Genomic DNA, 23,406 nt, shown 5'->3' with positions numbered 1-23,406 from the left:
CCAGGTCTCCCGGCTCAGCTGACCTTGTAGAGGCCCACCACCTTCTGGACCGACGGCCAGGAGCGCAGTACGTCCAGTACGGGGCCGGGCGGGACGGTGTCGAGCGCCTCGGCGTGAGCTGCGGTCAGGACGTCAGCGATCCGGACCGGTGCGCCGGTCTCCGACGATCGGACCGCAGCCTCCACCATGGCGACGCTGACGACATTCGCGTGCACCTCTGTTTGCGGTGTGGTGGAGGTGCGCAGCGCGTGGACGAACTCGGTCAGCGAGCCGGCGATCTCTTCCGGCTCCGCACCGAGGGTGGCCGGCAGCGCCTCGCCGGAGGCGAACTCCGCGACCGGGGCGCTGTCGCCGTCCCAGATCGCTGTCCCGTTCGCGGAGATGACCCGCCAGCGGCCGTTCCACGACGTCTCCATCCCAGGCGCGCACCAGCTTCCGGTGAAGGCAAACCTGGCTCCGCCGTCGAAGCTGAAGACCGCGTCGGCGGCCGCGTGCCCGTCGAACCAGCTCCAGGCCGGGTTGTACGAGTCGCAGTACACCGAAACCGGCTCCGCGCCGATCAGCTTGCGGGCCAGGTCGAACTGGTGGATCGCCATGTCGACCAGCAACGGCTCAGCCATCTGCTCCCGGAAGCCACCGAAGCGTGGCGCCTTGAAGAACTCGCAGGACAACGACCCGACCGGGCCGAGCTCGGCCAGCTGCCGCTCAAAGGCCGCTTCGGTCCGGAAGTACCGGCGGGACTGCGACACCATCAGCAGCTTGCCGCTGACCTCGGCGGCCGCCACCATCGCCAGACACTCACGCACCGATTCGGCCAGCGGCTTCTCGCACAGCACCGGCAGGCCGCGCAGCAAGGCATCGACGCTGACGACCGGATGAGCCAGCGGGACGGTCACGTCGATGACCGCCTCCGCTCCCGTCCGCTCGGTCAGCTCACCGACCGATGCCGCCACCGGGACATCGGCGTACCCGTGCTCATCGGCCGCCGTCCGGGCCAGTGGAACGTCGAGATCGACCAGACCGGTCAGGACGACGTCCGGGTTCTGCTTGATGGTGCGCAGCCAGGCCCGGCCCATCCCGCCCGCACCGACCTGGAGGAGCCGCAGGGGTTCAGGCATCGGCGGGGCTCTCGATCGGCCCGGCGTACCCGTGACCGTTGAAGAATTCACCGATCTCGTACCGCAGCAGCGTGGGCAGCGCCCGTTCCGGCAGGTCGGTCTTGGCCCACTGGACGCCGTTGGCGATCACCTTGCGGACATCCTTGTGGTGGTACACCGGGTAGTCCTGGTCACCGGGCGAGAAGAAGAAGATCTTGCCGTGGCCGCGGCGGAACGTGCAGCCCGAGCGGAACACCTCGCCGCCGCTGAAGGTGGAGACGAAGACCAGTTCGTCCGGCACCGGGATGTCGAAGAACTCGCCGTACATCTCCTGCTGCTCGATGACGATCGGATGCGGTACGCCGCGGGCGATCGGGTGCGTCGGGTTCACCGTCCAGACCAGCTCGCGGTCCTGCTCACTGCGCCACCGCAGCGTGCAGGTGGTGCCCATCAGCTTGCCGAAGATCTTCGACCAGTGGCCGGAGTGCAGCACCAGCAGGCCCATCCCGGACAGCACGTGCTGGTACACCCGGTCGACCACTTTGTCGTCGACCTCGCCGTGCGCGGCATGACCCCACCAGACCAGTACGTCGGTCGCGGCCAGCACCTCCTCGGTCAGGCCGTGCTCGGGTTCGTCGAGCGTCGTCGTGCCGACCACGGCCGAGTCACCGAGGTTCTCGGCGATCCCGGCGGCGATGGCCGAGTGCATGCCGTCGGGATAGATCTCGGCGACGTGCGGCTCGACCTGCTCGTGCCGGTTCTCGCCCCAGACGAGTACGCGAAGCGTCATGTTCGAAGTCCTTGGTTGGTGTGAAGGGTCATTTGACGGCGCCACCGATGGCGCCGGCGGCGATGTACTTCTGCGCGGCGACCAGCAACACGATCGCCGGGATCGCGGACAGCACGGCGGTCGCCATCACCGCGTTCCAGTTCTGTACCTGGGTGCCCAAGTACTGGTAGATCCCCAGCGTGACCGGCCGCACGCCACCCTTGGTGGTCAGCGTGAGGGCGAAGAGGAAGTCACTCCAGGAGAAGAGGAAGGTGAACAGGCCGGCCGTGATCAGGGAGTTCTTGCTGATCGGCAACACGATGGCGACGAACGCCCGGAACAGTCCGGCGCCGTCCACCCGCGCGGCCTCCACCAGTGACGGTGGCAGCGAGAGCATGAACGAGCGCAGGATCAGGATCGCGAACGGGATCCCGCTGCTGCAGTTGGCTACGATCAGCCCCGGGATCGAGTTCAGCAACCCGAGCCGCTCGTAGGCCGTGTAGAGCGCGTTGGCGATGACGATCCCCGGGATCATCTGGGACACCAGGATCGCCAGCAACCCGATCCCGACCCAGCGGGACCGGAACTGCGACAGCGCATAGGCACACGGTGCGGAGACCAGCAGGCAGAGCACCACCGTGCCGGCCGCGATGATCACGCTGGTGACCAGGTTCTGGCCCTGCTCGCTGAGCGCCCGCCGGTAGCCGGCGAAGGTCGGGTCCAGCGGCAGGAAACCGGCCGTCAGGGTGTTCCCGGACGGCTGCAGCGAGGCGTTCACCATCCAGTAGACCGGGAAGAGCATGACGCAGAGGATCAGTACGCCGATCGCGGTGTAGACAGCGCGACGCAAGCTCGTGTCAGGCATCGGCGTACTCCTTACTCGTCGATCGCACGCCGGGTGGCGCGCAGGTAGAGGACCGCGAAGACCAGCGAGATCGCGATCAGGATGTTGCTCAGCGCCGCGCCCTCGCCGAACTTGAAGTCGATGAACGACCGCTCGTACGACTGGGTCGCCAGCGTCTGGGTGGCGTTGGCCGGGCCGCCGCCGGTCAGGCCGAGGATGATGTCCAGCACCTTGATCGTGTAGACGACCCCGAGCACCAGCAGGACGCTGGCCACCGCCCGCAGGTTCGGCCAGGTGATGTAGCGGAACGCGCGCCAGCCGGTGGCGCCATCCAGCTGGCCGGCCTCGTACAACTCGTCCGGGATCTCGGCCAGCCCGGCGTACAGCAGGGTGACGTTGAACGGGATGCCGATCCAGATGTTCACGCCGATCACCGCGATCAGCGCCACCGAGGGCGAGTTGAGCCAGGGCACCGGATCATCGATGATCCCGAGCCCGGTCAACGTCCGGTTCAGGATGCCGCTGTCCTGCTCGAGGATCGACCGCCAGGTCGCGCTGGACACGATCAGCGGCAGCAACCAGGGCAGCAGGAGCAGCGACCGGAGGAGACCGCCGAGCGGGAATCGCCGGCGGAAGAACAGCGCCAGCGCCAGTCCGGCCGCGAACTGGAAGGCGATCGAGCCGATGGTGAACAACGCCGTGTTCACCATCGCCTGCGAGAAGAGCTGGTCCTTCACCACCGCCGTGTAGTTCCGCAGGCCGACCCAGGGCGCCTGCCCGGTGAAGAAGGTCCGCAGGCCGTAGTCCTGCAGACTCATCATCAGGTTCTTCAGCACCGGGTACCCGAACAGCGCGAGCATCGCCAGCGCGGCCGGCAGCACGAACAAGACCTTGGTCAGATCCTCACCCCGGTGATGTCGCCACCGGGACCTGCGGGCGGGCTCCGGACCGGACTTCTCCGTGGTGGGAGTCAGCGTCGGTGCGTGCACCATTTCGGTCTCCCTGTCGATCGATCAGCCGCCGGAGGCCTGCTTGAAGGCGTCCTGGGCAGAGGCCTTGCCGGTCAGTGCGAGCGCGATCGCCTGGTAGATCACCTTGGCGGCCTCGGGCCACTTCTCGCCGAGCTTGCCGGTCCGGGCCCGGGCGTTCACGACCTGCTCGGTGAACGCCTTCATCGACGGCACGTCCTTGACGTACTGGTCGAGCAGCGCGGTCCGGGTCGGAACGGTGAACCGGGCCTTGGCCCAGGCCAGCTCGTTCTCGTCCGAGCTGAGGCACTTCACGAAGTCGGCGGCCTTCTGCTGCTTGGCCTGGTCCTTGTTCAGCGGGACCGTCCAGGCCTCACCGCCGAGCGGCGCGGTCGGGGTCTGGCCGGTCTTGTTCACCGGGAACTGGACCACGTCCCACTTCACGTTCGGGGCCTTGTTCAGCGCCGGAATCTGCCACGGGCCGTTCACCATCATCGCGGCCTTGCCGGCGATGAACTGGTCGTTCACGTCGCCCTGGGTCCAGTTGATCACGCTCTTCGACGCCGATCCCGACTTCACCAGGTCGACCCACAGCTGCAGCGCCTCGGCCACATCGGGGCTGGTCAGGTTCGTCTCGTCGCCACCGTTGGTCCACATCGCCGGCAGGAACTGCCAGGAGCCCTCGTACGTCGCGTTCGCGTTGAACGCCATCCCGTACCGTCCCGGCTTGGTCAGCTTCTGGGCCGCGGCCTTGAGCTCCTCCCAGGTCTTGGGCGGCTGGACACCGGCGTCGGCCAGCATGGTCTTGTTGTAGAACAGCGCGATCGTGTTCACCACCGGCGCCAGCCCGTACAGCTTGCCCTGGTACGACGTCGCGTCGACGATGCCCTTGGCGAACCCGTCGGCGTTGACGCCCAGGTCGTTCAGCGGCGCCAGCGCGCCGGTCGCGGCGATCTGCTGGACGTCGGGGTTGTCCAGCATCAGCACGTCGGGCAGCGTCTTCGACGAGGCCTGCTGCAGCACCTTCGCGATCAAGGTGTCACCAGGCACCGTCTCGCGCTTGATGGTGATGCCCAGCTTGCTCGCACAGGAGTCGAGCCCCTTCTGCACCAGCGCCTTGTCCGGGTCGTTGTTGTAGTAGTCGAGGATCGAGAGGCTGCTGACGCTGCCGCCCGACGAGGACGAGGCGTCGGTGCCGCTGTCGCCGCAACCGGCGATGGCCAGCGACAGGGCCGTCGCACCCGCCACGACTGCGGCGATCCGCTGGGTGATCATGACATTGCACTCCTTGGGTGAGTCGGCGAGAGCCACTGTGCGGCGCTGGTCAAGCGCTTAACCGCCAGTGTGAAGATCGCCGTCGTTCAGTTGTGGAATGGCTGGCAAAGCGGTTAACTTGCCGCGTAGTCAGGGACTATGTGCCTTACGTCACACCGCTGTCAAGAGTTCGGAACCGGCCGATATCGATCCTCCAGGCCCGGGCATGGCAGGGTGAGGCGGATGCGAAAGCGGGGTGAAGGCAGGCCGATGGTGACCATGCGGGACGTGGCGAAGCGGGCGGGCGTGTCGATCGCCACTGTCTCCTTCGTGCTCAACGACACCAAGCCGGTGACGCCGGCGACCCGGGAACGGATCGAGCTGGCGATGGCCGAGCTCGGCTTCCGCCGCAACATGGTGGCCCGCGCGCTGGCCAGTCGCCGTACCCACATCATCGCGATGGCCTACCCGGCCCTCGACCACCGATTCGGCTTCTCCGCGGCGGAGTTCCTGACCAGCGCGGCCGAGGCGGCCCGCAACCAGGACTACCACCTGGTGCTCTGGCCGGTCGGGAACGACGGGACCGAACTGACCGAACTGGTGGGGCAGGGACTGGTCGACGGGGTCGTGCTGATGGAGGTCCAGCTGGACGACCCGCGGGTGGCGGTCCTGCAGGGCACCGGGACGCCGTTCGCGCTGATCGGCCGGACCACCACACTGGAGAGCCTGGCCCACGTCGACATCGACTTCGAGACCACCGTCGACAACGCGGTCGGCTACCTGCATGGCTTGGGACATCGCCGCCTGATCCTGGTTTCAGGCGATCTGACCGACCCCCGATTCCACAACTACGGGCCGTACGTACGCTCCGAGGCCGCCTATCGCCGGGTCGCGGCGGAGTACGGCTTCGAGACCATCGTGCTGCAATGCGCCGACGCGACCCGCGCGGGGCAGGACGCCGCCGCTCAGCTGGTGCGCGACCACCCGGAGACGACAGCCGTGCTGGTCCTGAACGAGTACTCCGCGCTGGGCGTGATCTCCGGCCTGAACCGTCTCGGCCACAGCGTGCCGGCGGACATCTCGGTGCTGGCGTTGCTGATGGCACCGGACACGGCGGCGATGTCGGATCCTGAGCTCAGCATGATGCGGACGCCGGGCCCCGAGCTCGGCGCGCTCGGCACCGACGCGCTCATCCGACAGCTCGAGGGTGCCGCGCCACTCCCCCCGCCCCACCTGATCCCCGCCAAACTCCACATCGGCGGATCGACCGCCCCACCCCCCGGCTAGCGGACGCTACGCCGGGAGGCGGCTGGGTCAGAGCTTCAAAGAGGTTTCGACGACGCCGGCGAGGTCGTGGGCTACCTCGTGGGCGGTGTCTGAGGACTCGGCTTCGACCATGACTCGGACGAGGGGCTCCGTGCCGGAGGGGCGGAGGAGAACTCGGCCGGTTTCGCCCAGGCGGGCGGTGGCGGCTGCTACGGCGGCCTGTACTTCGGGGTCGGTGCCGGCGCGGGTCTTGTCGACGTTGGGGACGTTGACGAGGACCTGCGGGAGGCGGGTCATCACGGCGGCCAGGTCGGACAGGGACTTGCCGGTCTGGGCGATCCGGGCCAGCAGCATGACGGCGGTCAGGGTGCCGTCGCCGGTGGTGGCGTGGTCGGACAGGATCACGTGGCCCGACTGTTCGCCGCCGAGCTTGTGGCCGCCGGCCTTCATCGCCTCCAGCACGTACCGGTCGCCGACCTTGGTCTGCTCGACCGCGATCCGCTCCCGGACCATCGCCTGGACGAAGCCGAGGTTGCTCATCACGGTCGCCACGACGGTGTCGTTGGACAGCCGGCCGGAGTCGCGCATGGACAGCGCGAGCACGGCCAGGATCTGGTCGCCGTCGACGAGTTCGCCGTCGGCGTCCACGGCCAGGCAGCGGTCGGCGTCGCCGTCGAGGGCGATGCCGAGGTCGGCGCCGTGGCCGATCACCTCGCGGCGCAGACCCTCCATGTGGGTCGAACCGCAGTTGAGGTTGATGTTGAGCCCGTCCGGAGCCGCGGAGTACGTGATGACCTCGGCGCCCAGCCGGCGGAGGGCTTCGGGGGCGGTCAGCGAGGCCGCGCCGTTGGCGCAGTCGATGACCACCTTGACGCCGTCGAAGCGGTTGGGCGCGGAGCGGACCAGGTGCGAGACGTACGTCTCGAATCCCTGCCCGTCGTCGAGCACGCGGCCGACCTTGGCACCGGTCGGGCGCTGCCACTCCTCGCCCATCCGGGCCTCGATCGCGTCCTCGATCACGTCGTCGAGCTTGATCCCGCCGCGGGCCAGGAACTTGATGCCGTTGTCGGGCATCGGGTTGTGGCTCGCGGACAGCATCACGCCGAGATCGGAACCGGTCGAACCGGTCAGGTAGGCGACGGCCGGGGTCGGCAGCACGCCGAGCCGGACGACATCGACACCGGCGCTGGCCAGACCGGCCAACACCGCTGCTTCGAGGAACTCACCGCTGGCACGAGGATCCCGGCCCACAACGGCGCGTGGCCGGTGCCCTTCGAAGGCACCGGCCTCGCCGAGTACGTGAGCGGCCGCGACCGAGAGGTCGAGAGCCAGCTCCGCGGTGAGATCCACGTTCGCCAGGCCACGGACGCCGTCCGTGCCGAACAAACGCGACATCAGGTGATCAGCGCTTGCTGTACTGCGGAGCCTTACGGGCCTTCTTGAGACCGGCCTTCTTGCGCTCCTTGATCCGCGCGTCGCGGCTGAGCAGACCGGCCTTCTTCAGACCCGGACGGTTCGCCTCCTCGTCGGCGGCGTTCAGGCAGCGGGCGATCCCCAGCTGCAGCGCACCGGCCTGGCCGGTGATGCCACCGCCGTTGATCCGGGCGATGACGTCGTAGGAGCCCTCGAGACCGGCGACCACGAACGGCTCGTTCACGTGCTGCTGGTGAACCTTGTTCGGGAAGTAGACGTCGATCGGCTTGCCGTTGACGGTGATGTTGCCCGTCCCCGGGATGAGGCGGACGCGAGCGACGGCCTCCTTGCGGCGACCGGTGGCACCGGCCGGGTTGATCACCGCGACGCGGCCGGACTCGGCACGCTGCTCCGGGCTCGGGTTCGTCTCGGAGGTGTAGGCGACCGGGCCCTCGCTGTCGATGGGGACCTCGGGGTCGAACTCGGCGTCGGTCTCGGTGGTGATGTCGCTCACGCTGGGAATCCTCGTTTACCTGGCTCGTCGATCGCTACTACTGAGCGATCTGGGTGATCTCGAACGGCTTCGGCTGCTGAGCCGTGTGCGGGTGCTCCGGACCGGCGTACACCTTCAGCTTGCTGAGCAGCTTCCGGCTGAGACGGTTCTTCGGCAGCATGCCCCAGACAGCCTTCTCGACGGCCTTGCGAGGATCCTTCTCGAGGATCTCGCCGACCGGCGTGGCCGTCAGACCACCCGGGTGACCCGAGTGGCGGTACGCCAGCTTGTCGGTCCGCTTGTTGCCGGACAGGGCGATCTTGGAGGCGTTGATGACGACGACGAAGTCACCGCCGTCCACGTGCGGCGCGAACGTCGGCTTGTGCTTGCCGCGCAGCAGGGTGGCGATCTGGACGGCGAGCCGACCGAGCACGACGTCGGTGGCGTCGATCACATGCCACTCACGGGTGACGTCAGCAGGTTTCGGGCTGTACGTGCGCACGGTCGTTGACCTTCGTTTCTCAGAGGTTGACAAAAACAGAACTGGTACGTCGGCGAGCGGGCCCGCAACACACCGGCGAGGACCAGGAACGCACAACAGCAGCCCAGAATACCGGCGCGGACACCCCGGGGTCAAAGTGAGCCCAGGCCACCAGGGGACCCCGGCTTGGAAGCGGCTGAGGACCGCACTAGTTTAGCGGTGAAGATTGCAGTCCGATCCGCGTCCCGCCGGCGACGATAACCCTCACTCACCAGGCGATGGCGCCAGCTTCCGAAGAGGGCATTGTGACCGAACAGTCGCTCACCGTCCGGGACAACCGGACCGGCAAGGACTACGACCTTGCCATCACCGATGGCACCATCCGTGCCGCAGACCTCAAGCAGATCAGCGCAACCGACGGCGACGGGGGTCTCGCGACCTACGACCCCGGGTTCGTCAACACGGCCTCGACCCGGTCGTCCGTGACCTTCATCGACGGCGACAAGGGCATCCTGGAGTACCGCGGATACCCGATCGAGCAGCTCGCCGAGCAGTCGAACTACCTCGAGGTCGCGTACCTGCTGGTGAACGGTTCGCTGCCGAACAAGGCCGAGTTCGAGGCCTGGACGCACGACGTGACGTATCACACGTTCGTGCACGAGAACCTGAAGACCTTCATGCAGGGCTTCCGCTACGACGCGCACCCGATGGGCATGCTGCTCGCCTCGGTCGGTGCGCTGTCCACCTTCTACCCCGAGTCGCGCAACATCTTCGACGAGGAGTCGCGGGCGCTGCAGATCCGCCGGCTGATCGCCAAGATGCCGACGCTCGGCGCCTTCGCGTTCCGGCACGCCCAGGGCAAGCCGTACGTGTACCCGGACAACGAGCTCAGCTACGCGGCGAACTTCCTCTCGATGCTCTTCAAGATGAGCGAGCCGAAGTACGCCGCCGACGACCGGCTGGTGCGCGCCCTGGAGATCCTGTTCATCCTGCACGCCGATCACGAGCAGAACGCCTCCACCAACGCCGTCCGGGCCATCGGCTCGACCCAGGTCGACCCGTACAGCGCGGTCACCGGCGGCATCGCCGCCCTCTACGGCCCGCTGCACGGCGGCGCCAACGAGGCGGTGCTGAAGATGCTGCGCCGGATCGGCACGGTCGACAACGTGCCGTCGTTCATCGAGGGCGTGAAGAACGGCGACGAGCGCCTGATGGGCTTCGGCCACCGGGTCTACAAGAACTACGACCCGCGCGCCAAGATCATCAAGAAGGCCGCCGACGACGTGTTCGAGGTGACGGGCATCAACCCGCTGCTGAAGATCGCCGTCGAGCTGGAGAAGATCGCGCTGGAGGACGAGTACTTCGTCTCCCGCAAGCTCTACCCGAACGTCGACTTCTACTCGGGCCTGATCTACGAGGCGCTGCAGTTCCCGCCGGAGATGTTCACCGTGCTGTTCGCCATCCCGCGGACGTCGGGCTGGCTGGCGCAGTGGCTGGAGAGCCTCGGCGACAGCGACCAGAAGATCGCCCGGCCGAAGCAGATCTACACCGGCGCGCGCGGCACGCAGTACGTCCCGATGGGCGACCGCTGACCCGTCCGCTCCACCTTCACGGCCCCTCGACACCTGTCGGGGGGCCGTTCGCGTTCCCACCGTCTGCTCCCGTGGGCATCAGGGCAACCCTGGCCGGTACGCCGTACGGGCGAGTCCCCGGTACGGCGTAATACCGCGGCTGGGGTAGTCGCAGTGCCGTCGCCGGCCGGACGCGGTGACGGGCCCGAAACCGCGACGCTGAAGTGGTCATCAGCTGCGAACGGGAGAAAGCGACCATGAACGCGTTACTTGTCAAAGGCAACAGAATCACCGGCTGGCTCGGCCGGCGGAGCATCGACATCCTGCGGATCAGCCTGGGCCTGGTCTTCCTCGCCTTCGGGATCCTGAAGTTCTTCCCCGGCGCGAGCCCGGCGGAGGCGCTCGTGATCCGGACCATCGACACCCTCACCCTCGGCGTGATCAGCGGGCAGTCCGCACTGCTCCTCACCGCGGTGATGGAGTGCTTCATCGGGATCACGCTGGTCACCGGGAAGCTGCTGCGCACCGGACTGCTGGTGCTCGGCTTCTCGCTGGTCGGCATCATGTCGCCGCTGGTGCTTTTCTTCGGGGACCTGTTCCCGGGGACGCCCACGCTTGAGGCGCAGTACGTGTTCAAGGACATCGTGCTCGCCGCGGCCGGGCTGGTGATCGCCGCCAAGGCGCTCGCCGCGGCACCGCTGAAGAGGCTCAGCATTTGAGCATTGGGGACGGCCCCGGTCCGGCATCTTCGCCACGAACCGGGGCCGTTCTGTGCGCTTCTGGCGACTACGACGCCGCGGTCCCGGCGCACGGTTCCCAGGGATTCAGCTTGCCGGTTTCAGGGCTGCGAGGAGCTCGTCGAGTTGGCCCCTGGCCCTCGCCATCGCGAGTTGGTCGATGTAGTCGCGCGACTCGACGATCAGGCCGTCGCGGACGCGGAGTACGAAGACACAGGGCACGGTGAACGGCTCGCCCGTCGCGATCACGGTGCCGGCGTAGTCGAACTCCGCGACGATCACCTCCGGATCCCTCGTCTCGTGGATGCGGAGGTTGGCGGGCTGGAACTTCACCACCTCGCCGACACGCGGCCCGGTCGCGCCGAAGTGCTCGCGCAGGGCGTCGCGGCTGAGCAGCGGGTGGTCCCCGTACGGCGACATCGGGTGGCGGACGTCGGTCTGTTCGGCGTACAGCACGGGTAGCGCCTCGAAGTCGCGGTCGGCGACGCCGTGCACGAGCCGCAGGAACACATCTGTCGGAGTCATCTGGTCCTCTTCCACGAGATTAAACGGAGTTGTGACTCCGAATATATGGAGTCGCAACTCCGTTTACAACCCGGGAGCGCTGGCCGGCGTCTCCTAGGCTGTCGTTGCCGACCACGAGCGAGGAGTGCGATGAGGCCGTTGCGAGCCGATGCCAGGGACAACCGGGCCCGGATCCTGTCCGCGGCCGAGGAAGTTTTCGGGCAGTCGCCGACCGCGTCCACCGACGAGGTCGCCAAGCTCGCTGACGTCGGGATCGCCACCGTCTTCCGGCACTTCCCCACCAAGGTCGAACTGCTCGAGGCCGTGCTCACCCGGCGGCTGGAGCGGCTCCGCGATCGCGCGATCGAGTTGGCGGGTGACGACGATCCAGGCGCGGCCTTCTACGGTTTCTTCAGCCAGGTGGTCTCGGAATCCGCGTCGAAGCTGGCCATCGCGGAGGCCCTCGGCGCTGCGAAGTCAGCCGTCGGCCAGGACGCCAAGCAGGCTGGACTGGGACTGCGCGAGGCCTTCGGGGAACTGCTCGAACGCGCACAGAAGTGCGGAGACGTCCGCGCCGACGCCGCCCTGCCAGAGGTGTACGCGCTGCTGATCGGCGCATCCCGCGGCGCCACCGCGGTCGGCCTCGAGCCACCCGTCCGCGACCGCATGCTCGCCCTCCTGTACGACGGCCTGCGCCCGGGCCGTACTCCGTGACGCCCGGCGCCAGCCCGCGCGGGTTCGTGGCGAGGTGGCGGGGGTGGTCGCGCCGGCGGAAGGTGCTGCTGGTCGCAGTACTGGCGTTCGTGTTGGTGATTCCGTTGCCGTTGGGGGTGCTGGCGGTGTCGCTGCGGCTCGAGTACACGGGTGATCCGTCGGTGGACGCCCGGACGCGCGGCGAGGACGCGGTCTGGCTCGGGCATGCGTGGGTCGACGGCAGGAAGTCCGCGGCGGATGTGGCGTCGCTGGCCGCGTTGCTCAAGGACACCGGGGTCCGCGATCTCTACGTGCACACCGGGCCGATGGAGCACGACGGGACGTTGCCGTTGGCAAAGGTCTCCCCCAGGGCCCGCTGGTTCACCGACGCCGTGCACCAGGCGATGCCGAACATCCGGGTCCAGGCGTGGCTCGGCGACGTACTGCAACCGGAGAAGAAGCCCGGCATGGATCTCGAGGATCCGGCGGTCCGCGACCGGGTGACCACCACCTCCACTCAGGTGCTCGACCAGGGCTTCGACGGGATCCACTTCGACGTGGAGCCGGTGTGGTCGGGCTCGAAGGGGTTCCTGGCGCTGTTGGACCAGGTGCGCGCGGTGACGGCCGCCCGGGACGTTCCGCTGTCGGTGGCGACCGCGCAGATCAGCCCGGCGCCGGGGCTGGACAAGGCCACGATCGCCATCGCCGGGCACGGCAAGTGGTGGTCGCAGGACTACTTCGGCGAGGTCGCCCGGCGGGTTGAGCAGGTCGCGGTGATGTCGTACGACACCGCGATGCCGACCGAGTCCCTGTACGGCGGTTACGTGGCTCGCCAGACCGAGCTGGCACTCGAGGTCACTCCCCCGAACGTGGACCTGCTGATGGGACTGCCGGCGTACTGGGAGAGCAACCCGTCGCACTGGGGCCATGCGGAGACGGTGGCGGCTGCCGTGCGCGGCGCTCGGCTGGGGCTCGGGAAGGCCGGACGGGAGAACTTCGGGCTGGCGTTGTACGTCGACTTCACCGCTACGCCGGAGCACTGGGCCGCCTATCGCCAGGGCTGGTGCTTCAGCGTCTGACGGCAAGAGGTTCTTGTTATCGTCAGTGCGTGGAGTATCCACTGCTGGGCACCGAGCCGCTCGTGGTCGAATTCGCGAACACGCGGTACGACGACCGCGGCGTGATCCTGGACTACCTGGCCTCGGCCGAACTCCTCAACGGCTGGTTCACCTCGTACGCCGAACTCCAGGGCGAGGTGGATGCGAGCGGGGAACCCGCGCGGCCGGTCTTCGTGCCGACTCGGGATGCGGGACGGGTGCGGGACTTCCGGGATCACGTCCACCGGGTGCTCGCCGCGCTCGCCGACAGAGAACACCCGGGCGACGAGTCGATCGCCGCCCTCAACGAATGCGCTGCTCAGGCACACTCTTCGCTGCAGTTGGAATGGAGTGCCGGCGAGACCCCAGTCGCCGTCGGGAACTCGTCGACCACGGGCACGACGCGCCTACTGGCCGAGCTGGCCACCGACGCGATCACCCTCGCAGCCGGACCCGACGAGGTGGTGCGCTGCCTCGGTCCGGACTGCCGGATGCTCTTCGTGAAGACCCACCCGCGACGGCGATTCTGCGATCCCTCCTGCGGCCAGCGAGCCCGCCAAGCGCGGTACTACCGGCGCCGTACCAGCAAATAGAGCGCGTGAGGCTGACGGTTGATCTATGGTTTTGGCGTCAGCAGCTGTCAGGAGGGGACATGAGCTACAGCTTCCGCCGGTTGACCCGTGCCGAGTTCCCGTTGCTGGCCGGGTGGCTGGCGAACCCGCACGTCGCGCGCTGGTGGAACCACGAGACGAGCCCGGAGGCCGTCGAGCGCGACTTCGGGACGAGCGCCGACGGCGGTGAACCGTCGGAGGACCTGCTGGTACTGCGGGACGATCTCCCGGTGGGCCTGATCCAGCGGTGCAAGCTGCGCGACTATCCGGAGTACCTGACCGAGTTCGAGGCGCTGACCGACGTACCGGCCGAGACGGCGACGATCGACTACCTGATCGGCGAGGCCGGGCTCACGGGTCAGGGCATCGGGACCGCGATGATCGCGGCCATCGTCGCGGACACCTGGTCGGCGTACCCGGACTCGGCCGCGATCATGGTCGCGGTGGTGGCCGGCAATCGGCCGTCCTGGCGGGCGCTGGAGCGGACCGGCTTCCGCCGCGTGGCCGAAGGCCCGATGGAGCCTGACAACCCCATCGACGACCCACTTCACTACGTGTACCGCGTGGACCGCCCCCAGCCCGTCTAGCGAGCTGGGAGCAGCCCATGCCGCAGTACTGCGACTAGCGAGCGCGCTCTACTCGGCCCTCGTCCCAAACGGGCTCCGGGGACTCGTAGACCGAGCCGTCGCTGCCGAAGACCAGGAAGCGGTCGAAGCCGCGGGAGAACCAGCGGTCGTGGGTGACGGCCAGCACTGTGCCGTCGAAGGAGTCCAGGCCCTCCTCCAGCGCCTCGGCCGACTCCACGTCCAGGTTGTCGGTTGGCTCGTCGAGCAGCAGCAGCGTGGCGCCGGACAGCTCGAGCAGGAGGATCTGGAACCGCGCCTGCTGACCGCCCGACAGGCTGTCGAAGGTCTGCTCGGCGGCGTGGGCCAGCTCGTACCGATCCAGCTTTCGCGAGGCCAGCTCGCGGCCCATGCCCTCGCGGTGGTCGTCACCGCGATGCAGGATCTCCAGCAATGTCTTGCCGACCAACTCCGGGTGCTCGTGCGTCTGCGCGAACCACCCGGGCCGCACGCGCGCACCGAGCTTGGCGTTGCCGGTGTGCGCGACCGGTGGGATCGCCACCTCCCCGACGGGCTGGTGCTCGATGTCCGGGTCGGAACCGCCGTTCGCGAGCAGGCGCAGGAAGTGCGACTTGCCCGAGCCGTTCGAGCCGAGGACGGCCACGCGTTCGCCGTACCAGACCTCGAGGTCGAACGGCTTCATCAGGCCGGTCAGCTCGACGCCGGTGCAGACGACCGCGCGCTTGCCGGTGCGGCCGCCGGTCAGCCGCATGCTGACCTTCTGCTCGCGCGGGATCGCCTCTGGCGGCCCGGCCTCCTCGAACTTCCGCAACCGGGTCTGCGCCGCCCGGTAGCGTGACGCCATGTCGGAGTTGTAGGCCGCCTTCTGCTTGTACATCAGCATCTGCGCGCGCAGCTTGGCGTGCTCGTCGTCCCAGACCTTGCGGAGCTCCTCGAACCGCTCGAACCGGTGCTCGCGGGCCGCGTGGTACGTCCGGAAACCGCCGCCGTGGGTCCACGCGGTGTTGCCCGCGGCCCCTAGTTCGACGGTGACGATCCGGGTCGCGGTGTTGGCCAGCAGCTCACGGTCGTGGCTGATGTAGAGCACCGTCTTCTGGGTGGCGTTGAGCTGCTCCTCCAGCCAGCGCTTGCCGGGCACGTCGAGGTAGTTGTCCGGCTCGTCGAGCATCAGTACCTCGTCCGGCCCGCGCAGCAGCGCCTCCAGCACGAGCCGCTTCTGCTCACCACCCGACAGCGTCTTCACCTCGCGCCACCGGCAGTTGTCGAAGGAGATGCCGAGGGCGGCCGTAGTACAGACGTCCCACAGCACCTCGGCGTCGTACCCGCCGGCCTCGCCCCACTCGGAGACGGCGTGGGCGTAGCGCAACTGGGTCTTCTCGTCGTCGGCCTCCATCATCGCCAACTCGGCCTGGTCGAGCTTCGCGGCGGCCGTCTGGATCCGCTCCGGCGCGACACCGAGCAGCAGGTCGCGGACGGTGGTCTCGTCCCGCACCGACCCGACGAACTGCCGCATCACGCCGAGCCCACCGGACCGCCCGATGCTCCCGCTGTGTGGCTTCAGGTCGCCCGCGATGATCCTGGTCAGCGTGGTCTTCCCGGACCCGTTCGCGCCGACCAGCGCGACCTTGGCCCCGTCCCCGACCCGGAACGTGATGTCGTCCAGCAACACCCGCCCGTCCGGCAACTCGAACCCGATCCCGGCGACATCCACATGACCCATACCCCCAGTCTGACCGGCGCTCCGTGCGACCGCGAACCGTTATCGTCTACGCCGAGCGAACAGGGAGCCCGATGAACGACGAGCCGGTCGACTACGAGACCTTCCAGGCCGAGATGAGGCGGCTGCTGTCCGACCTCAAGGGCGCCACGCCCGACGTGGTGCAGGCCGAGGGCGAGCGACTGCGCAACCTGGCGGAACAAGTCCAGGACGAGCGCGGCCGCGAACGCGCGCGCTTTCGCGCCGGCCAACTGCCCCGCCTGCTCGCCGGTCCCGCCAAGGCGAGCAGCGAGCAGTTCCAGCAGGCCCAGGTCCTGTTCGCCCGGGCGATCAATGGCGACGGACCGGCCGGGACCCGGATACCTCAGCTCGAGCGGACCATCGAGCAGATCGGCGCCCTCGCCGACGAGGCGCCGGTCCGCGAGGCCGGAGCGATCCGCAGGCTCAACAGCCCGCTGGTCCGGCTGATCGACCACCTGCAGAGTTAGGCCGGATGAGCGCGGGTCGACCGGTACCACCCAACAGCAACGAGTACCTCTGGGTAGCCGGCGTCGTCCGGTCGGTGGAGAAGCTGTCCGGTACCGCGTCGCGCTGGAACGGCGAGCTGTACGAGGAAACGCGGTCGAACGCCGGCGGGAGTGCCATGGACGACGGTGGGATGACTGTCAACGTCGACAGGGTGCTCAAACCGGTCGCCCAGGCCTATACCGCCGGCCGACCGCTCACCGAGGACGAACTGGTCAATGCGCGGGATGCTGTCCTCACCGTGGTCCATGAGGCCAAGCACCTGAGCAACACGCTCGGGGATGACAGTGCTCCCGGCGCGACCCCGGTCTACTCCCCCGACACCCTGGCGCTGGAGGAAGGGCTGACCGAGACCTGGGCGCACGAGAACGTCGACGACGTGATCCAGGACATCGGCATGGACCGCGCGCAGCCGGGACTGCTCAGCACCGAGTCGATCGACTCCTATCCGGCCTACACAGCGGCGTCCGACGAACTGATTCGCGGTGCGGCAGCGGTCTCCGGCCTGCCCCAGAGCCAGGTACGCGAAGGCCTCGAGCAGGCGGACCGAACCGACCGCTGGGCAGCCGTCGCCGACATGGTGATCGACGAGCGGCTGGGCGACGTTATGCCCGCCGAACATCGGGAGGTGGTCAGAACCCAACTGGTCCAGGCGATGCGGCCACACCTGGCAGATGTCGCAGCCGCGCAAGGCAGCGAACTCCAGTCCGACGTGGCCAAGAGCATCGCCGGTCACCAGAGTGCCGGCCGCGCGGTGATCGCCTTGAGCACCTCAACAACCGGCATCGAGAATCACTACCGCGACTGGCACCGCGACCAGGCGATCAACCAGGCAGCCCCTGATCCTGAGGTCGACCACCTGCGGAAGTTTCTGGGTGGGCAGACGCCGCCTGACGCGTCCTTCCGGGCGAGTGGCGGGGACGGCGCGGTACCGGACAACGTGCGGCAGCTGAACAGCAGGCGGGGGCATGGGCAGTCGTTGGAGTAGCTACCAGCCCTTGAGGTGGTCGAGGTAGGTGCCGCCGGTGGGGCGGACCGTGCCGGTCATGAAGAGTTTGAGGGGGGCGGCGTACAGGCCGAAGGTGCGCGAGCCGGTGAAGAAGCCGGCCGAGGAGCAGCCGTCGTAGCCGACCCAGATCTCGCGGATGCCGAGCCTGGTGTCGAAGCGCAGGACGATCGCCTCCGACGGACGGGCCGTGTCCGGCGTGCACTTGAAGACGGGCAGCGTCGGGTTCCGCTCGGGGAGCACCTTGATGGCGTCGACCACCTGCTGGGCCGTGGTCGCGTTGAAGGTCGCCGCGCCCAGCAGCATCGTGTCGCCCGCCAGGAGCCGGTAGCGGCACGCCTGGAGCCCGTAGACCGGAAGTTCCACATCGAGGCCGACACCGGCCGGCACTGCCTCGTGACTGCCGGCCGTCAGGATCGGGTGTTGCTCCGGACAGGCCGGACCCGGCAAGGACGGCGCCGCCTCCTTGGAGTCAGCGTCGCCCGCACCCCCGGCGCTGCTGCTGTCGGCGCTCGTCGAGACCGGCGAAGGACCGCCGATGGCACCCCAGACACCACCGATCGACAGGGCAACCACCACAGCCGCCGAGCCAGCGATCAACGTCTGCCGGCGGCGGCGAACCCGCTTACGCGCCACCTGAGCCAGTCCGCGAGCCTGCAGCCCACGGGCGGTGTGCGCCTTGGTCTGGAGAGCGTCGGCGATCTTGGGGCCGAGTTCCTGCTCAGGCCCGTACTCCGGTTCAGGCATCCTCGGCTCCTTCCCTGCTCAGCGTGTTCTTCAGGACCCCCAGGGCCCGGTGGACGTGCGATCTGGCTGTCGCCTCCGCACAATGCAGCAGTACTCCGATCTCGGCGTACGAGAGCTCCTCGTAGAAGCGCAGCACCACCGCGGCGCGTTGCCGGTCCGGGAGGGTCGCACAGAGGGCCCAAACGGCTTCCGCGTCGGCCCGGGCGGCTGTGCCATCCGGCGAGGCCGGTGCTGTTCGAGTGGGCTCCGCGGCCGGTGCCTCGCGGCGGCGGAAGCGGCGCCACCAGGAGATGTGCGCGTTGACCACCATCCGCTTCACGTACGCCTCGGGGTCGTCGGCCCGGCTGACCCGGCCCCAGCGCGCACAGGCCGTCGTGAGGGCGTCCTGGACCGCATCCTCGGCCAGCGTGACGTCACCGGTGAGGATGTAGGCGAACCGCAGCAGCGCGTCCGACTTCTCCGTCACCCACAGCTCGAAGTCGATCGCGCCGGTGTGCGCCTCTGCTGCCGCCAAGGCTGCCTCCATACCCTCAGGACGGCGCTGGAGCCTCATTCGTTGCAGTCACCCGCAGAACCCTGAAACCCTTCGCGCTGGCCGTTCGTTCGCAGGGGTACCCCTGCTCCGTCAGCCATCGCTGCAGCGAGTCCGCGCCCAGGTTCTTGCCGACGACGAACCATGCCACGCCGCCGGGGGCAAGCCGGGCCAGCCAGTGCAGCAGCATCCTGTGCAGCTCGGGCTTGCCGATGTGGATCGCCGGGTTGGACCAGATCTCGTCGAACCGCAGGTCGGCCGGTACGTCGTCCACCAGCGCCGGGTGCACCCGGTCCGCGACGTCGGCGGCCTTCGCGTTCTCGGCGGTCAGCTCGAGCGCCCGGTTGTTCACGTCGACCGCCCACACCTGGGCCTCCGGAGCCTCCACGGCCAGTGCGCAGGCGATCGGCCCGTACCCCGTCCCGAGGTCGAGGTACGTCCCGCCGCCGCTGGGTGGCTGCACCTCGCGCAGCAGGACCGACGTACCGAGGTCCAGGCGGTCCCGGGAGAAGACTCCGGTCGCCGTGGTGAAGGTGTACTCGCGCCCCCAGATCCGCGCCTCGACCGTACGCCGTACGTCGGCCGAGGTGGGCTCCGCCGAGAAGTAGTGGTCAGCCACGCTGGTACACCTCTCCCCTGACCTGGCGGGACTGCACGGCCCGCGCGGCCAGTTCTTCGTCTGCTGGGTAGCGCACTTCTTCCAGGGTGAGCCCGTGCGCGGGCAGCACTGTCACTGCCGAGTCCCGCACGCGCGCGGCGAGCACACTGGCGGGCCAGTCCACCTCACGGCGTCCGTCGCCCACCGGGATGATCGAGCCCACCAGAGCCCGCACCATCGAATGGCAGAAGGCATCGGCGATCACTGTGCCCTCCAGAAGGCCGGGAGCCACCCGGGCCCAGGAGAAGTCCAGCAGGGCTCTGACGGTGCTCGCCCCCTCGCGCTTCTTGCAGAAGGCGGCGAAATCGTGCTCGCCCAGTAACTCGGAAGCAGCCTGGTTCATTCGGCCCACGTCCAGCGGCCTGCCGACCCGCAGTACCTCCTGGCGGCGCAGCGGGTCCCAGCCTGCCGGGTCGTCACAGACGCGGTAGACGTACCGACGGGACAAAGCGGAGAACCTGGCGTCGAAGCCCTCCGGAGCCTCCCCTACCGCCGTAACGGCCACATCCTCCGGCAGTACGCCGTTGAGCCGCCTGAACAGGTCTCTGGCGGTCACAGGGGTGTCCAGGTCCACATGGGCCACCTGGCCACGGGCATGGACTCCTGTGTCAGTTCTCCCGGCGCAGGTAACCACCGGAGGCTCCGGGAGCCGCAGTACGGTCCGCAGCGCTTCCTCGAGGGTTTCCTGCACGGTCCTGAGGGCTGTCTGACGGGCCCAGCCGTGAAAACCGGTGCCGTCGTACCTCAGGTCAATTCGCCAACGCACAGGGCAATCTAACGCAGCAGCGCCCCTCCACTCGAAAGTGGAGAGGCGCTGACAGCGACTGCGAGGTGTTACTTGTCCTCGGTCTCGCCGGCCTTGGTGAAGCCGGCGGCCTCGGCGGCCTCTTCGGTCTGGAACCAGACCTCAGCCTCGGTCTGGTCGTACCAGGGCGACTCGGTGGTGTGGTACTTCATCGAGTTCTCGTTGCCCTTGATGTCGAAGCCCTCCGGCGCCGAGCCGTCCTCGTTCGGGGCCGCGGAGCCCTCGTACTTGGCGGCCACGACGTCCTGGACCTTGGTCTCCTCGGCCGGAGCCTCGGCCTCCTCGGTCTTCGCCTCGTCCTCGGCGGCGGCCTTCTTCGCCGTCGCCTTCTTGGCCGGGGTGGCCTTCTTCGCGGCGGCCTTGGCCTTCGGCGAGTCCGCCAGGGCCTCGACCAGCTCGATCTTCACCATGGGGGCGTTGTCGCCCTTGCGGGGGCCGAGCTTGGTGATCCGGGTGTAACCGCCCGGACGGTCCGCGAACCGCTCACCGATCTCGGTGAACAGCACGTGCACGACGGACTTGTCGCGGATCCGCTTCATCACCTGACGACGCGAGTTGAGGTCACCACGCTTGGCCTTGGTGATCATCGACTCCGCCAGCGGCTGCAGGCGCTTGGCCTTGGTCGCGGTGGTGGTGATCGAGCCGTGCTCGAACAGCGAGGTCGCGAGGTTGCTGAGGATCAGCTTCTCGTGCGCCGGGCTGCCGCCGAGGCGGGATCCCTTGGTAGGGGTAGGCATCTCTGTTGACTCCAGAAAATCTCAGGCCCGGGTCGGACCTTGGGATGGGCCTTGCGGTGCAGGGCCGGACTGTCAGTACTGCTCGGTCTCGGCGAAGCTCTCGTCCTCGTCCTCGGCGTCGTCGCCGTACGCCTCGGCAGCGGCGCGCAGGTCGAAGCCGGGGGGCGAGTCCTTCAGCGACAGGCCCATCTCGGCCAGCTTCAGCTTGACCTCGTCGATCGACTTCGAGCCGAAGTTGCGGATGTCCAGCAGGTCCTGCTCGCTGCGCGAGATCAGCTCACCCACGGTGTGGATGCCCTCACGCTTGAGGCAGTTGTACGACCGGACGGTCAGCTGCAGGTCCTCGACCGGCAGGGCCAAGTCGGCCGCCATCTGCTCGTCGACCGGCGACGGGCCGATGTCGATGCCCTCGGCCTCGACGTTCAGCTCACGGGCCAGGCCGAACAGCTCGACCAGCGTCTTGCCGGCCGACGCGACGGCGTCGCGGGGCAGCATCGACGGCTTGGTCTCGACGTCCACGACGAGACGGTCGAAGTCGGTGCGCTGCTCGACACGGGTCGCCTCGACCTTGTAGGTGACCTTGAGGACCGGCGAGTAGATCGAGTCGACCGGCATCCGGCCGATCTCGGCGTCGGCGGACTTGTTCTGGATCGCGGACACGTAGCCGCGGCCCCGCTCGACGACCAGCTCCATCTCGAGCCGGCCCTTCTCGTTCAGGGTGGCGATCTTCAGGTCCGGGTTGTGCACCTCGACGCCGGCCGGCGGCGCGATGTCGGCGGCGGTGACGTCACCGGGGCCCTGCTTGCGCAGGTACATGGTGACCGGCTCGTCGTGCTCGGAGGAGACGACCAGGTCCTTGAGGTTCAGGATCAGCTGGGTGGCGTCTTCCTTGACCCCGGCAACCGTCGAGAACTCGTGCAGCACGCCGTCGACCTTGATGCTGGTCACGGCGGCGCCCGGGATGGACGACAGCAGGGTACGGCGGATGGAGTTGCCGAGGGTGTAGCCGAAGCCCGGCTCCAGCGGCTCGATCACGAACCGCGAGCGGTGCTCGTCGACGACCTCTTCGGCCAGGGTGGGACGCTGCGCAATAAGCACTGTGTGTTCTTCCTTCTAGTTCCGCGACGACCACTATTTGAGGTCGCGAACCGAAGAGTGACGACCCGCCCGCCGCGGCGCGAGCCACGGCGGGCGGAGTACGTCAGTTCTTCGAGTAGAGCTCGACGATCAGGTGCTCGGCGACCTGGGTGTCGATCTGTGCCCGAGTGGGCAGCTGGTGCACGAGGATCCGCAGCCGCTCGGGCAGCGCCTCGAGCCAGGCCGGAACCACTCGCTCGGAGTGGGTCTCCCTGGCGATGATGAACGGCGTCATCTCGGCCGACTTCGGCCGGACGTCGATCACGTCGTGGGCCGAGACCCGGTACGACGGGATGTTCACCTTGATGCCGTTCACGGTGAAGTGACCGTGCACGACGAGCTGACGCGCCTGACGACGGGTCCGGGCCAGACCGGCGCGGTACACGACGTTGTCGAGGCGGGACTCGAGGATGATCAGCAGGTTGTCACCGGTCTTACCAGGACGCCGCGAGGCCTCCTTGTAGTACAGGCTGAACTGCTTCTCCAGCACGCCGTAGGCGTAACGGGCCTTCTGCTTCTCACGGAGCTGAAGCAGGTACTCGCTCTCCTTGGGACGGCCGCGGCCGTGCATACCCGGCGGGTACGGACGACGCTCGAACGCCTTGTCGCCACCGACGAGGTCGACCCCGAGACGGCGCGACTTCTTGGTCATGGGTCCGGTGTAACGGGCCATTTTCGCTGCCTACCTTTCTCTGGGTCAGACCCGGCGCCGCTTGGGAGGGCGGCAGCCGTTGTGGGCGGTCGGGGTGACGTCCTGGATGGTGCCGACCTCGAGGCCGACGGCACCCAGCGAACGGATCGCGGTCTCACGGCCGGAGCCGGGACCCTTGACGAAGACGTCGATCTTGCGCATGCCGTGCTCCATCGCGCGACGGCCGGCAGCCTCGGCTGCCATCTGCGCGGCGAACGGGGTGGACTTGCGCGAACCCTTGAAGCCGACGGTGCCCGCGGAGGCCCACGAGATGACCGCGCCGGTCGGGTCGGTGATCGTCACGATCGTGTTGTTGAACGTGCTCTTGATGTGCGCGTGGCCGGCGGCCACGTTCTTCTTCTCCTTGCGGCGCACCTTCTTCGCGCCGGCCGCTGTGCGGCTCTTGGGAGGCATAAGTCAGTTACTCCTGGCAGAGTTGGCAACAATCGGGTCGAGGCAGTGGATCATC

The 23,406-nt window shown here is 68.2% G+C and carries 26 protein-coding genes and 1 pseudogene; 9 read left to right on the top strand and 18 right to left on the bottom strand.

From position 1 onward, the window contains the following. Positions 1-14 precede the first annotated feature (14 nt). The 5 genes from EV648_RS03880 to EV648_RS03860 are packed head-to-tail and all read right to left on the bottom strand — an operon-like array spanning position 15 to position 4,953. Positions 15-1,118, bottom strand: coding sequence for a Gfo/Idh/MocA family protein (locus EV648_RS03880; protein ID WP_132284962.1), 1,104 nt, complete (start codon positions 1,116-1,118; stop codon positions 15-17). Then, a complete protein-coding gene (locus EV648_RS03875) occupies positions 1,111-1,887 on the bottom strand; it encodes a ThuA domain-containing protein (protein WP_132284960.1) in 777 nt (258 codons plus the stop codon). Before EV648_RS03875 ends, EV648_RS03880 begins: the two co-directional genes overlap by 8 nt. Positions 1,888-1,915: 28 nt before the next feature. After that, positions 1,916-2,731, bottom strand: coding sequence for a carbohydrate ABC transporter permease (locus tag EV648_RS03870; RefSeq protein ID WP_132284958.1), 816 nt, complete (start codon positions 2,729-2,731; stop codon positions 1,916-1,918). 11 nt (positions 2,732-2,742) lie between these two features. Further along, positions 2,743-3,702, bottom strand: coding sequence for a carbohydrate ABC transporter permease (locus tag EV648_RS03865; RefSeq protein ID WP_132284956.1), 960 nt, complete (start codon positions 3,700-3,702; stop codon positions 2,743-2,745). A 21-nt stretch (positions 3,703-3,723) separates the two neighbouring features. Further along, the gene (locus tag EV648_RS03860; protein ID WP_132284954.1) at positions 3,724-4,953 is read right to left on the bottom strand and encodes an ABC transporter substrate-binding protein; all 1,230 of its coding nucleotides are present in this window, start codon (positions 4,951-4,953) and stop codon (positions 3,724-3,726) included. A gap of 222 nt (positions 4,954-5,175) precedes the next feature. On the opposite strand from EV648_RS03860, the gene EV648_RS03855 reads away from it, so the two are divergent. Beyond that, positions 5,176-6,219 (top strand): LacI family DNA-binding transcriptional regulator, encoded by a 1,044-nt coding sequence (locus tag EV648_RS03855; RefSeq protein WP_241994853.1) that lies wholly within the window; start codon positions 5,176-5,178, stop codon positions 6,217-6,219. Between the two features lie 27 nt (positions 6,220-6,246). Here the strand turns inward: EV648_RS03855 and glmM are convergent, their stop codons facing one another. From glmM to rplM, 3 genes are read right to left on the bottom strand one after another with little or no spacing between them, the layout of a single operon-like run. Next, positions 6,247-7,593, bottom strand: a complete 1,347-nt coding sequence (gene glmM, locus EV648_RS03850) for a phosphoglucosamine mutase (RefSeq protein ID WP_132284952.1) — start codon at positions 7,591-7,593, stop codon at positions 6,247-6,249. A gap of 7 nt (positions 7,594-7,600) precedes the next feature. Next, complete coding sequence (rpsI, locus tag EV648_RS03845) at positions 7,601-8,125, bottom strand: 30S ribosomal protein S9 (RefSeq protein ID WP_132190657.1); 525 nt, start codon at positions 8,123-8,125, stop codon at positions 7,601-7,603. A 37-nt stretch (positions 8,126-8,162) separates the two neighbouring features. Continuing rightward, positions 8,163-8,606 (bottom strand): 50S ribosomal protein L13, encoded by a 444-nt coding sequence (gene rplM / locus EV648_RS03840; protein ID WP_132190656.1) that lies wholly within the window; start codon positions 8,604-8,606, stop codon positions 8,163-8,165. A gap of 284 nt (positions 8,607-8,890) precedes the next feature. Here rplM and EV648_RS03835 point away from each other — a divergent pair, with 284 nt between their 5' ends. Together EV648_RS03835 and EV648_RS03830 are read left to right on the top strand one after the other, a co-directional pair. Then, the gene (locus EV648_RS03835) at positions 8,891-10,177 is read left to right on the top strand and encodes a citrate synthase (protein ID WP_241994852.1); all 1,287 of its coding nucleotides are present in this window, start codon (positions 8,891-8,893) and stop codon (positions 10,175-10,177) included. A 236-nt stretch (positions 10,178-10,413) separates the two neighbouring features. Further along, entirely contained in the window at positions 10,414-10,875 is a 462-nt protein-coding gene (locus EV648_RS03830) for a DoxX family membrane protein (RefSeq protein WP_132284950.1), read from the top strand. Between the two features lie 105 nt (positions 10,876-10,980). Here EV648_RS03830 and EV648_RS03825 read toward each other — a convergent pair whose 3' ends face one another. After that, complete coding sequence (locus EV648_RS03825; RefSeq protein WP_132284948.1) at positions 10,981-11,418, bottom strand: nuclear transport factor 2 family protein; 438 nt, start codon at positions 11,416-11,418, stop codon at positions 10,981-10,983. 129 nt (positions 11,419-11,547) lie between these two features. On the opposite strand from EV648_RS03825, the gene EV648_RS03820 reads away from it, so the two are divergent. The 4 genes from EV648_RS03820 to EV648_RS03805 are packed head-to-tail and all read left to right on the top strand — an operon-like array spanning position 11,548 to position 14,385. Further along, positions 11,548-12,111 (top strand): TetR/AcrR family transcriptional regulator, encoded by a 564-nt coding sequence (locus EV648_RS03820; protein ID WP_132284946.1) that lies wholly within the window; start codon positions 11,548-11,550, stop codon positions 12,109-12,111. Between the two features lie 26 nt (positions 12,112-12,137). Further along, on the top strand, positions 12,138-13,169 hold the full coding sequence (locus EV648_RS03815) for a hypothetical protein (RefSeq protein ID WP_241994851.1): 1,032 nt from the start codon (positions 12,138-12,140) through the stop codon (positions 13,167-13,169). A gap of 29 nt (positions 13,170-13,198) precedes the next feature. Continuing rightward, positions 13,199-13,780, top strand: coding sequence for an ABATE domain-containing protein (locus tag EV648_RS03810; RefSeq protein ID WP_132284944.1), 582 nt, complete (start codon positions 13,199-13,201; stop codon positions 13,778-13,780). A gap of 59 nt (positions 13,781-13,839) precedes the next feature. Further along, on the top strand, positions 13,840-14,385 hold the full coding sequence (locus EV648_RS03805; RefSeq protein ID WP_132284943.1) for a GNAT family N-acetyltransferase: 546 nt from the start codon (positions 13,840-13,842) through the stop codon (positions 14,383-14,385). 34 nt (positions 14,386-14,419) lie between these two features. On the opposite strand, the gene EV648_RS03800 is transcribed toward EV648_RS03805, so the two are convergent. Continuing rightward, on the bottom strand, positions 14,420-16,102 hold the full coding sequence (locus tag EV648_RS03800; RefSeq protein ID WP_132284941.1) for an ABC-F family ATP-binding cassette domain-containing protein: 1,683 nt from the start codon (positions 16,100-16,102) through the stop codon (positions 14,420-14,422). Between the two features lie 71 nt (positions 16,103-16,173). Here EV648_RS03800 and EV648_RS03795 point away from each other — a divergent pair, with 71 nt between their 5' ends. Beyond that, complete coding sequence (locus tag EV648_RS03795; RefSeq protein ID WP_132284939.1) at positions 16,174-16,587, top strand: hypothetical protein; 414 nt, start codon at positions 16,174-16,176, stop codon at positions 16,585-16,587. A 5-nt stretch (positions 16,588-16,592) separates the two neighbouring features. Next, positions 16,593-17,612, top strand: coding sequence for a hypothetical protein (locus tag EV648_RS03790; protein ID WP_132284937.1), 1,020 nt, complete (start codon positions 16,593-16,595; stop codon positions 17,610-17,612). On the opposite strand, the gene EV648_RS03785 is transcribed toward EV648_RS03790, so the two are convergent. From EV648_RS03785 to rpsK, 8 genes and pseudogenes are all read right to left on the bottom strand, one after another. Next, positions 17,613-18,377, bottom strand: coding sequence for a hypothetical protein (locus EV648_RS03785; protein ID WP_132284935.1), 765 nt, complete (start codon positions 18,375-18,377; stop codon positions 17,613-17,615). Continuing rightward, a complete protein-coding gene (locus tag EV648_RS03780) occupies positions 18,370-18,891 on the bottom strand; it encodes a SigE family RNA polymerase sigma factor (RefSeq protein WP_241994850.1) in 522 nt (173 codons plus the stop codon). The genes EV648_RS03785 and EV648_RS03780 overlap by 8 nt, the downstream gene beginning before the upstream one ends. 16 nt (positions 18,892-18,907) lie before the next feature. Next, a complete protein-coding gene (locus tag EV648_RS03775; protein ID WP_132284931.1) occupies positions 18,908-19,528 on the bottom strand; it encodes a class I SAM-dependent methyltransferase in 621 nt (206 codons plus the stop codon). After that, positions 19,521-20,258 (bottom strand): tRNA pseudouridine(38-40) synthase TruA, encoded by a 738-nt coding sequence (locus EV648_RS03770; protein WP_370452690.1) that lies wholly within the window; start codon positions 20,256-20,258, stop codon positions 19,521-19,523. The genes EV648_RS03775 and EV648_RS03770 overlap by 8 nt, the downstream gene beginning before the upstream one ends. A 296-nt stretch (positions 20,259-20,554) precedes the next feature. Beyond that, positions 20,555-21,109 (bottom strand): annotated as a pseudogene (rplQ, locus tag EV648_RS45030) (50S ribosomal protein L17); the annotation flags it as partial. A 72-nt stretch (positions 21,110-21,181) separates the two neighbouring features. After that, a complete protein-coding gene (locus EV648_RS03760; RefSeq protein ID WP_112243143.1) occupies positions 21,182-22,207 on the bottom strand; it encodes a DNA-directed RNA polymerase subunit alpha in 1,026 nt (341 codons plus the stop codon). 103 nt (positions 22,208-22,310) lie between these two features. Continuing rightward, on the bottom strand, positions 22,311-22,919 hold the full coding sequence (rpsD, locus tag EV648_RS03755) for a 30S ribosomal protein S4 (RefSeq protein WP_132190640.1): 609 nt from the start codon (positions 22,917-22,919) through the stop codon (positions 22,311-22,313). 24 nt (positions 22,920-22,943) lie between these two features. Next, entirely contained in the window at positions 22,944-23,351 is a 408-nt protein-coding gene (gene rpsK / locus EV648_RS03750) for a 30S ribosomal protein S11 (protein WP_012923659.1), read from the bottom strand. Between the last annotated feature and the right edge of the window lie 55 nt (positions 23,352-23,406).

The organism is Kribbella sp. VKM Ac-2568, from assembly GCF_004345365.1.
Classification (GTDB): Bacteria; Actinomycetota; Actinomycetes; order Propionibacteriales; family Kribbellaceae; genus Kribbella; species Kribbella orskensis.
This window is presented reverse-complemented; position numbering and strand designations above follow the sequence as displayed.

Excerpts from the sequence above, each read along its gene's own strand:
- EV648_RS03880 (WP_132284962.1), bottom strand. The coding sequence starts at position 1,118 with ATGCCTGAACCCCTGCGGCTCCTCCAGGTCGGTGCGGGCGGGATGGGC.
- EV648_RS03875 (WP_132284960.1), bottom strand. The coding sequence starts at position 1,887 with ATGACGCTTCGCGTACTCGTCTGGGGCGAGAACCGGCACGAGCAGGTC.
- EV648_RS03870 (WP_132284958.1), bottom strand. The coding sequence starts at position 2,731 with ATGCCTGACACGAGCTTGCGTCGCGCTGTCTACACCGCGATCGGCGTA.
- EV648_RS03865 (WP_132284956.1), bottom strand. The coding sequence starts at position 3,702 with ATGGTGCACGCACCGACGCTGACTCCCACCACGGAGAAGTCCGGTCCG.
- EV648_RS03860 (WP_132284954.1), bottom strand. The coding sequence starts at position 4,953 with ATGATCACCCAGCGGATCGCCGCAGTCGTGGCGGGTGCGACGGCCCTG.
- EV648_RS03855 (WP_241994853.1), top strand. The coding sequence starts at position 5,176 with ATGCGAAAGCGGGGTGAAGGCAGGCCGATGGTGACCATGCGGGACGTG.
- glmM (WP_132284952.1), bottom strand. The coding sequence starts at position 7,593 with ATGTCGCGTTTGTTCGGCACGGACGGCGTCCGTGGCCTGGCGAACGTG.
- EV648_RS03830 (WP_132284950.1), top strand. The coding sequence starts at position 10,414 with ATGAACGCGTTACTTGTCAAAGGCAACAGAATCACCGGCTGGCTCGGC.
- EV648_RS03825 (WP_132284948.1), bottom strand. The coding sequence starts at position 11,418 with ATGACTCCGACAGATGTGTTCCTGCGGCTCGTGCACGGCGTCGCCGAC.
- EV648_RS03820 (WP_132284946.1), top strand. The coding sequence starts at position 11,548 with ATGAGGCCGTTGCGAGCCGATGCCAGGGACAACCGGGCCCGGATCCTG.
- EV648_RS03805 (WP_132284943.1), top strand. The coding sequence starts at position 13,840 with ATGAGCTACAGCTTCCGCCGGTTGACCCGTGCCGAGTTCCCGTTGCTG.
- EV648_RS03800 (WP_132284941.1), bottom strand. The coding sequence starts at position 16,102 with ATGGGTCATGTGGATGTCGCCGGGATCGGGTTCGAGTTGCCGGACGGG.
- EV648_RS03795 (WP_132284939.1), top strand. The coding sequence starts at position 16,174 with ATGAACGACGAGCCGGTCGACTACGAGACCTTCCAGGCCGAGATGAGG.
- EV648_RS03790 (WP_132284937.1), top strand. The coding sequence starts at position 16,593 with ATGAGCGCGGGTCGACCGGTACCACCCAACAGCAACGAGTACCTCTGG.
- EV648_RS03785 (WP_132284935.1), bottom strand. The coding sequence starts at position 18,377 with ATGCCTGAACCGGAGTACGGGCCTGAGCAGGAACTCGGCCCCAAGATC.
- rpsD (WP_132190640.1), bottom strand. The coding sequence starts at position 22,919 with ATGGCCCGTTACACCGGACCCATGACCAAGAAGTCGCGCCGTCTCGGG.
- rpsK (WP_012923659.1), bottom strand. The coding sequence starts at position 23,351 with ATGCCTCCCAAGAGCCGCACAGCGGCCGGCGCGAAGAAGGTGCGCCGC.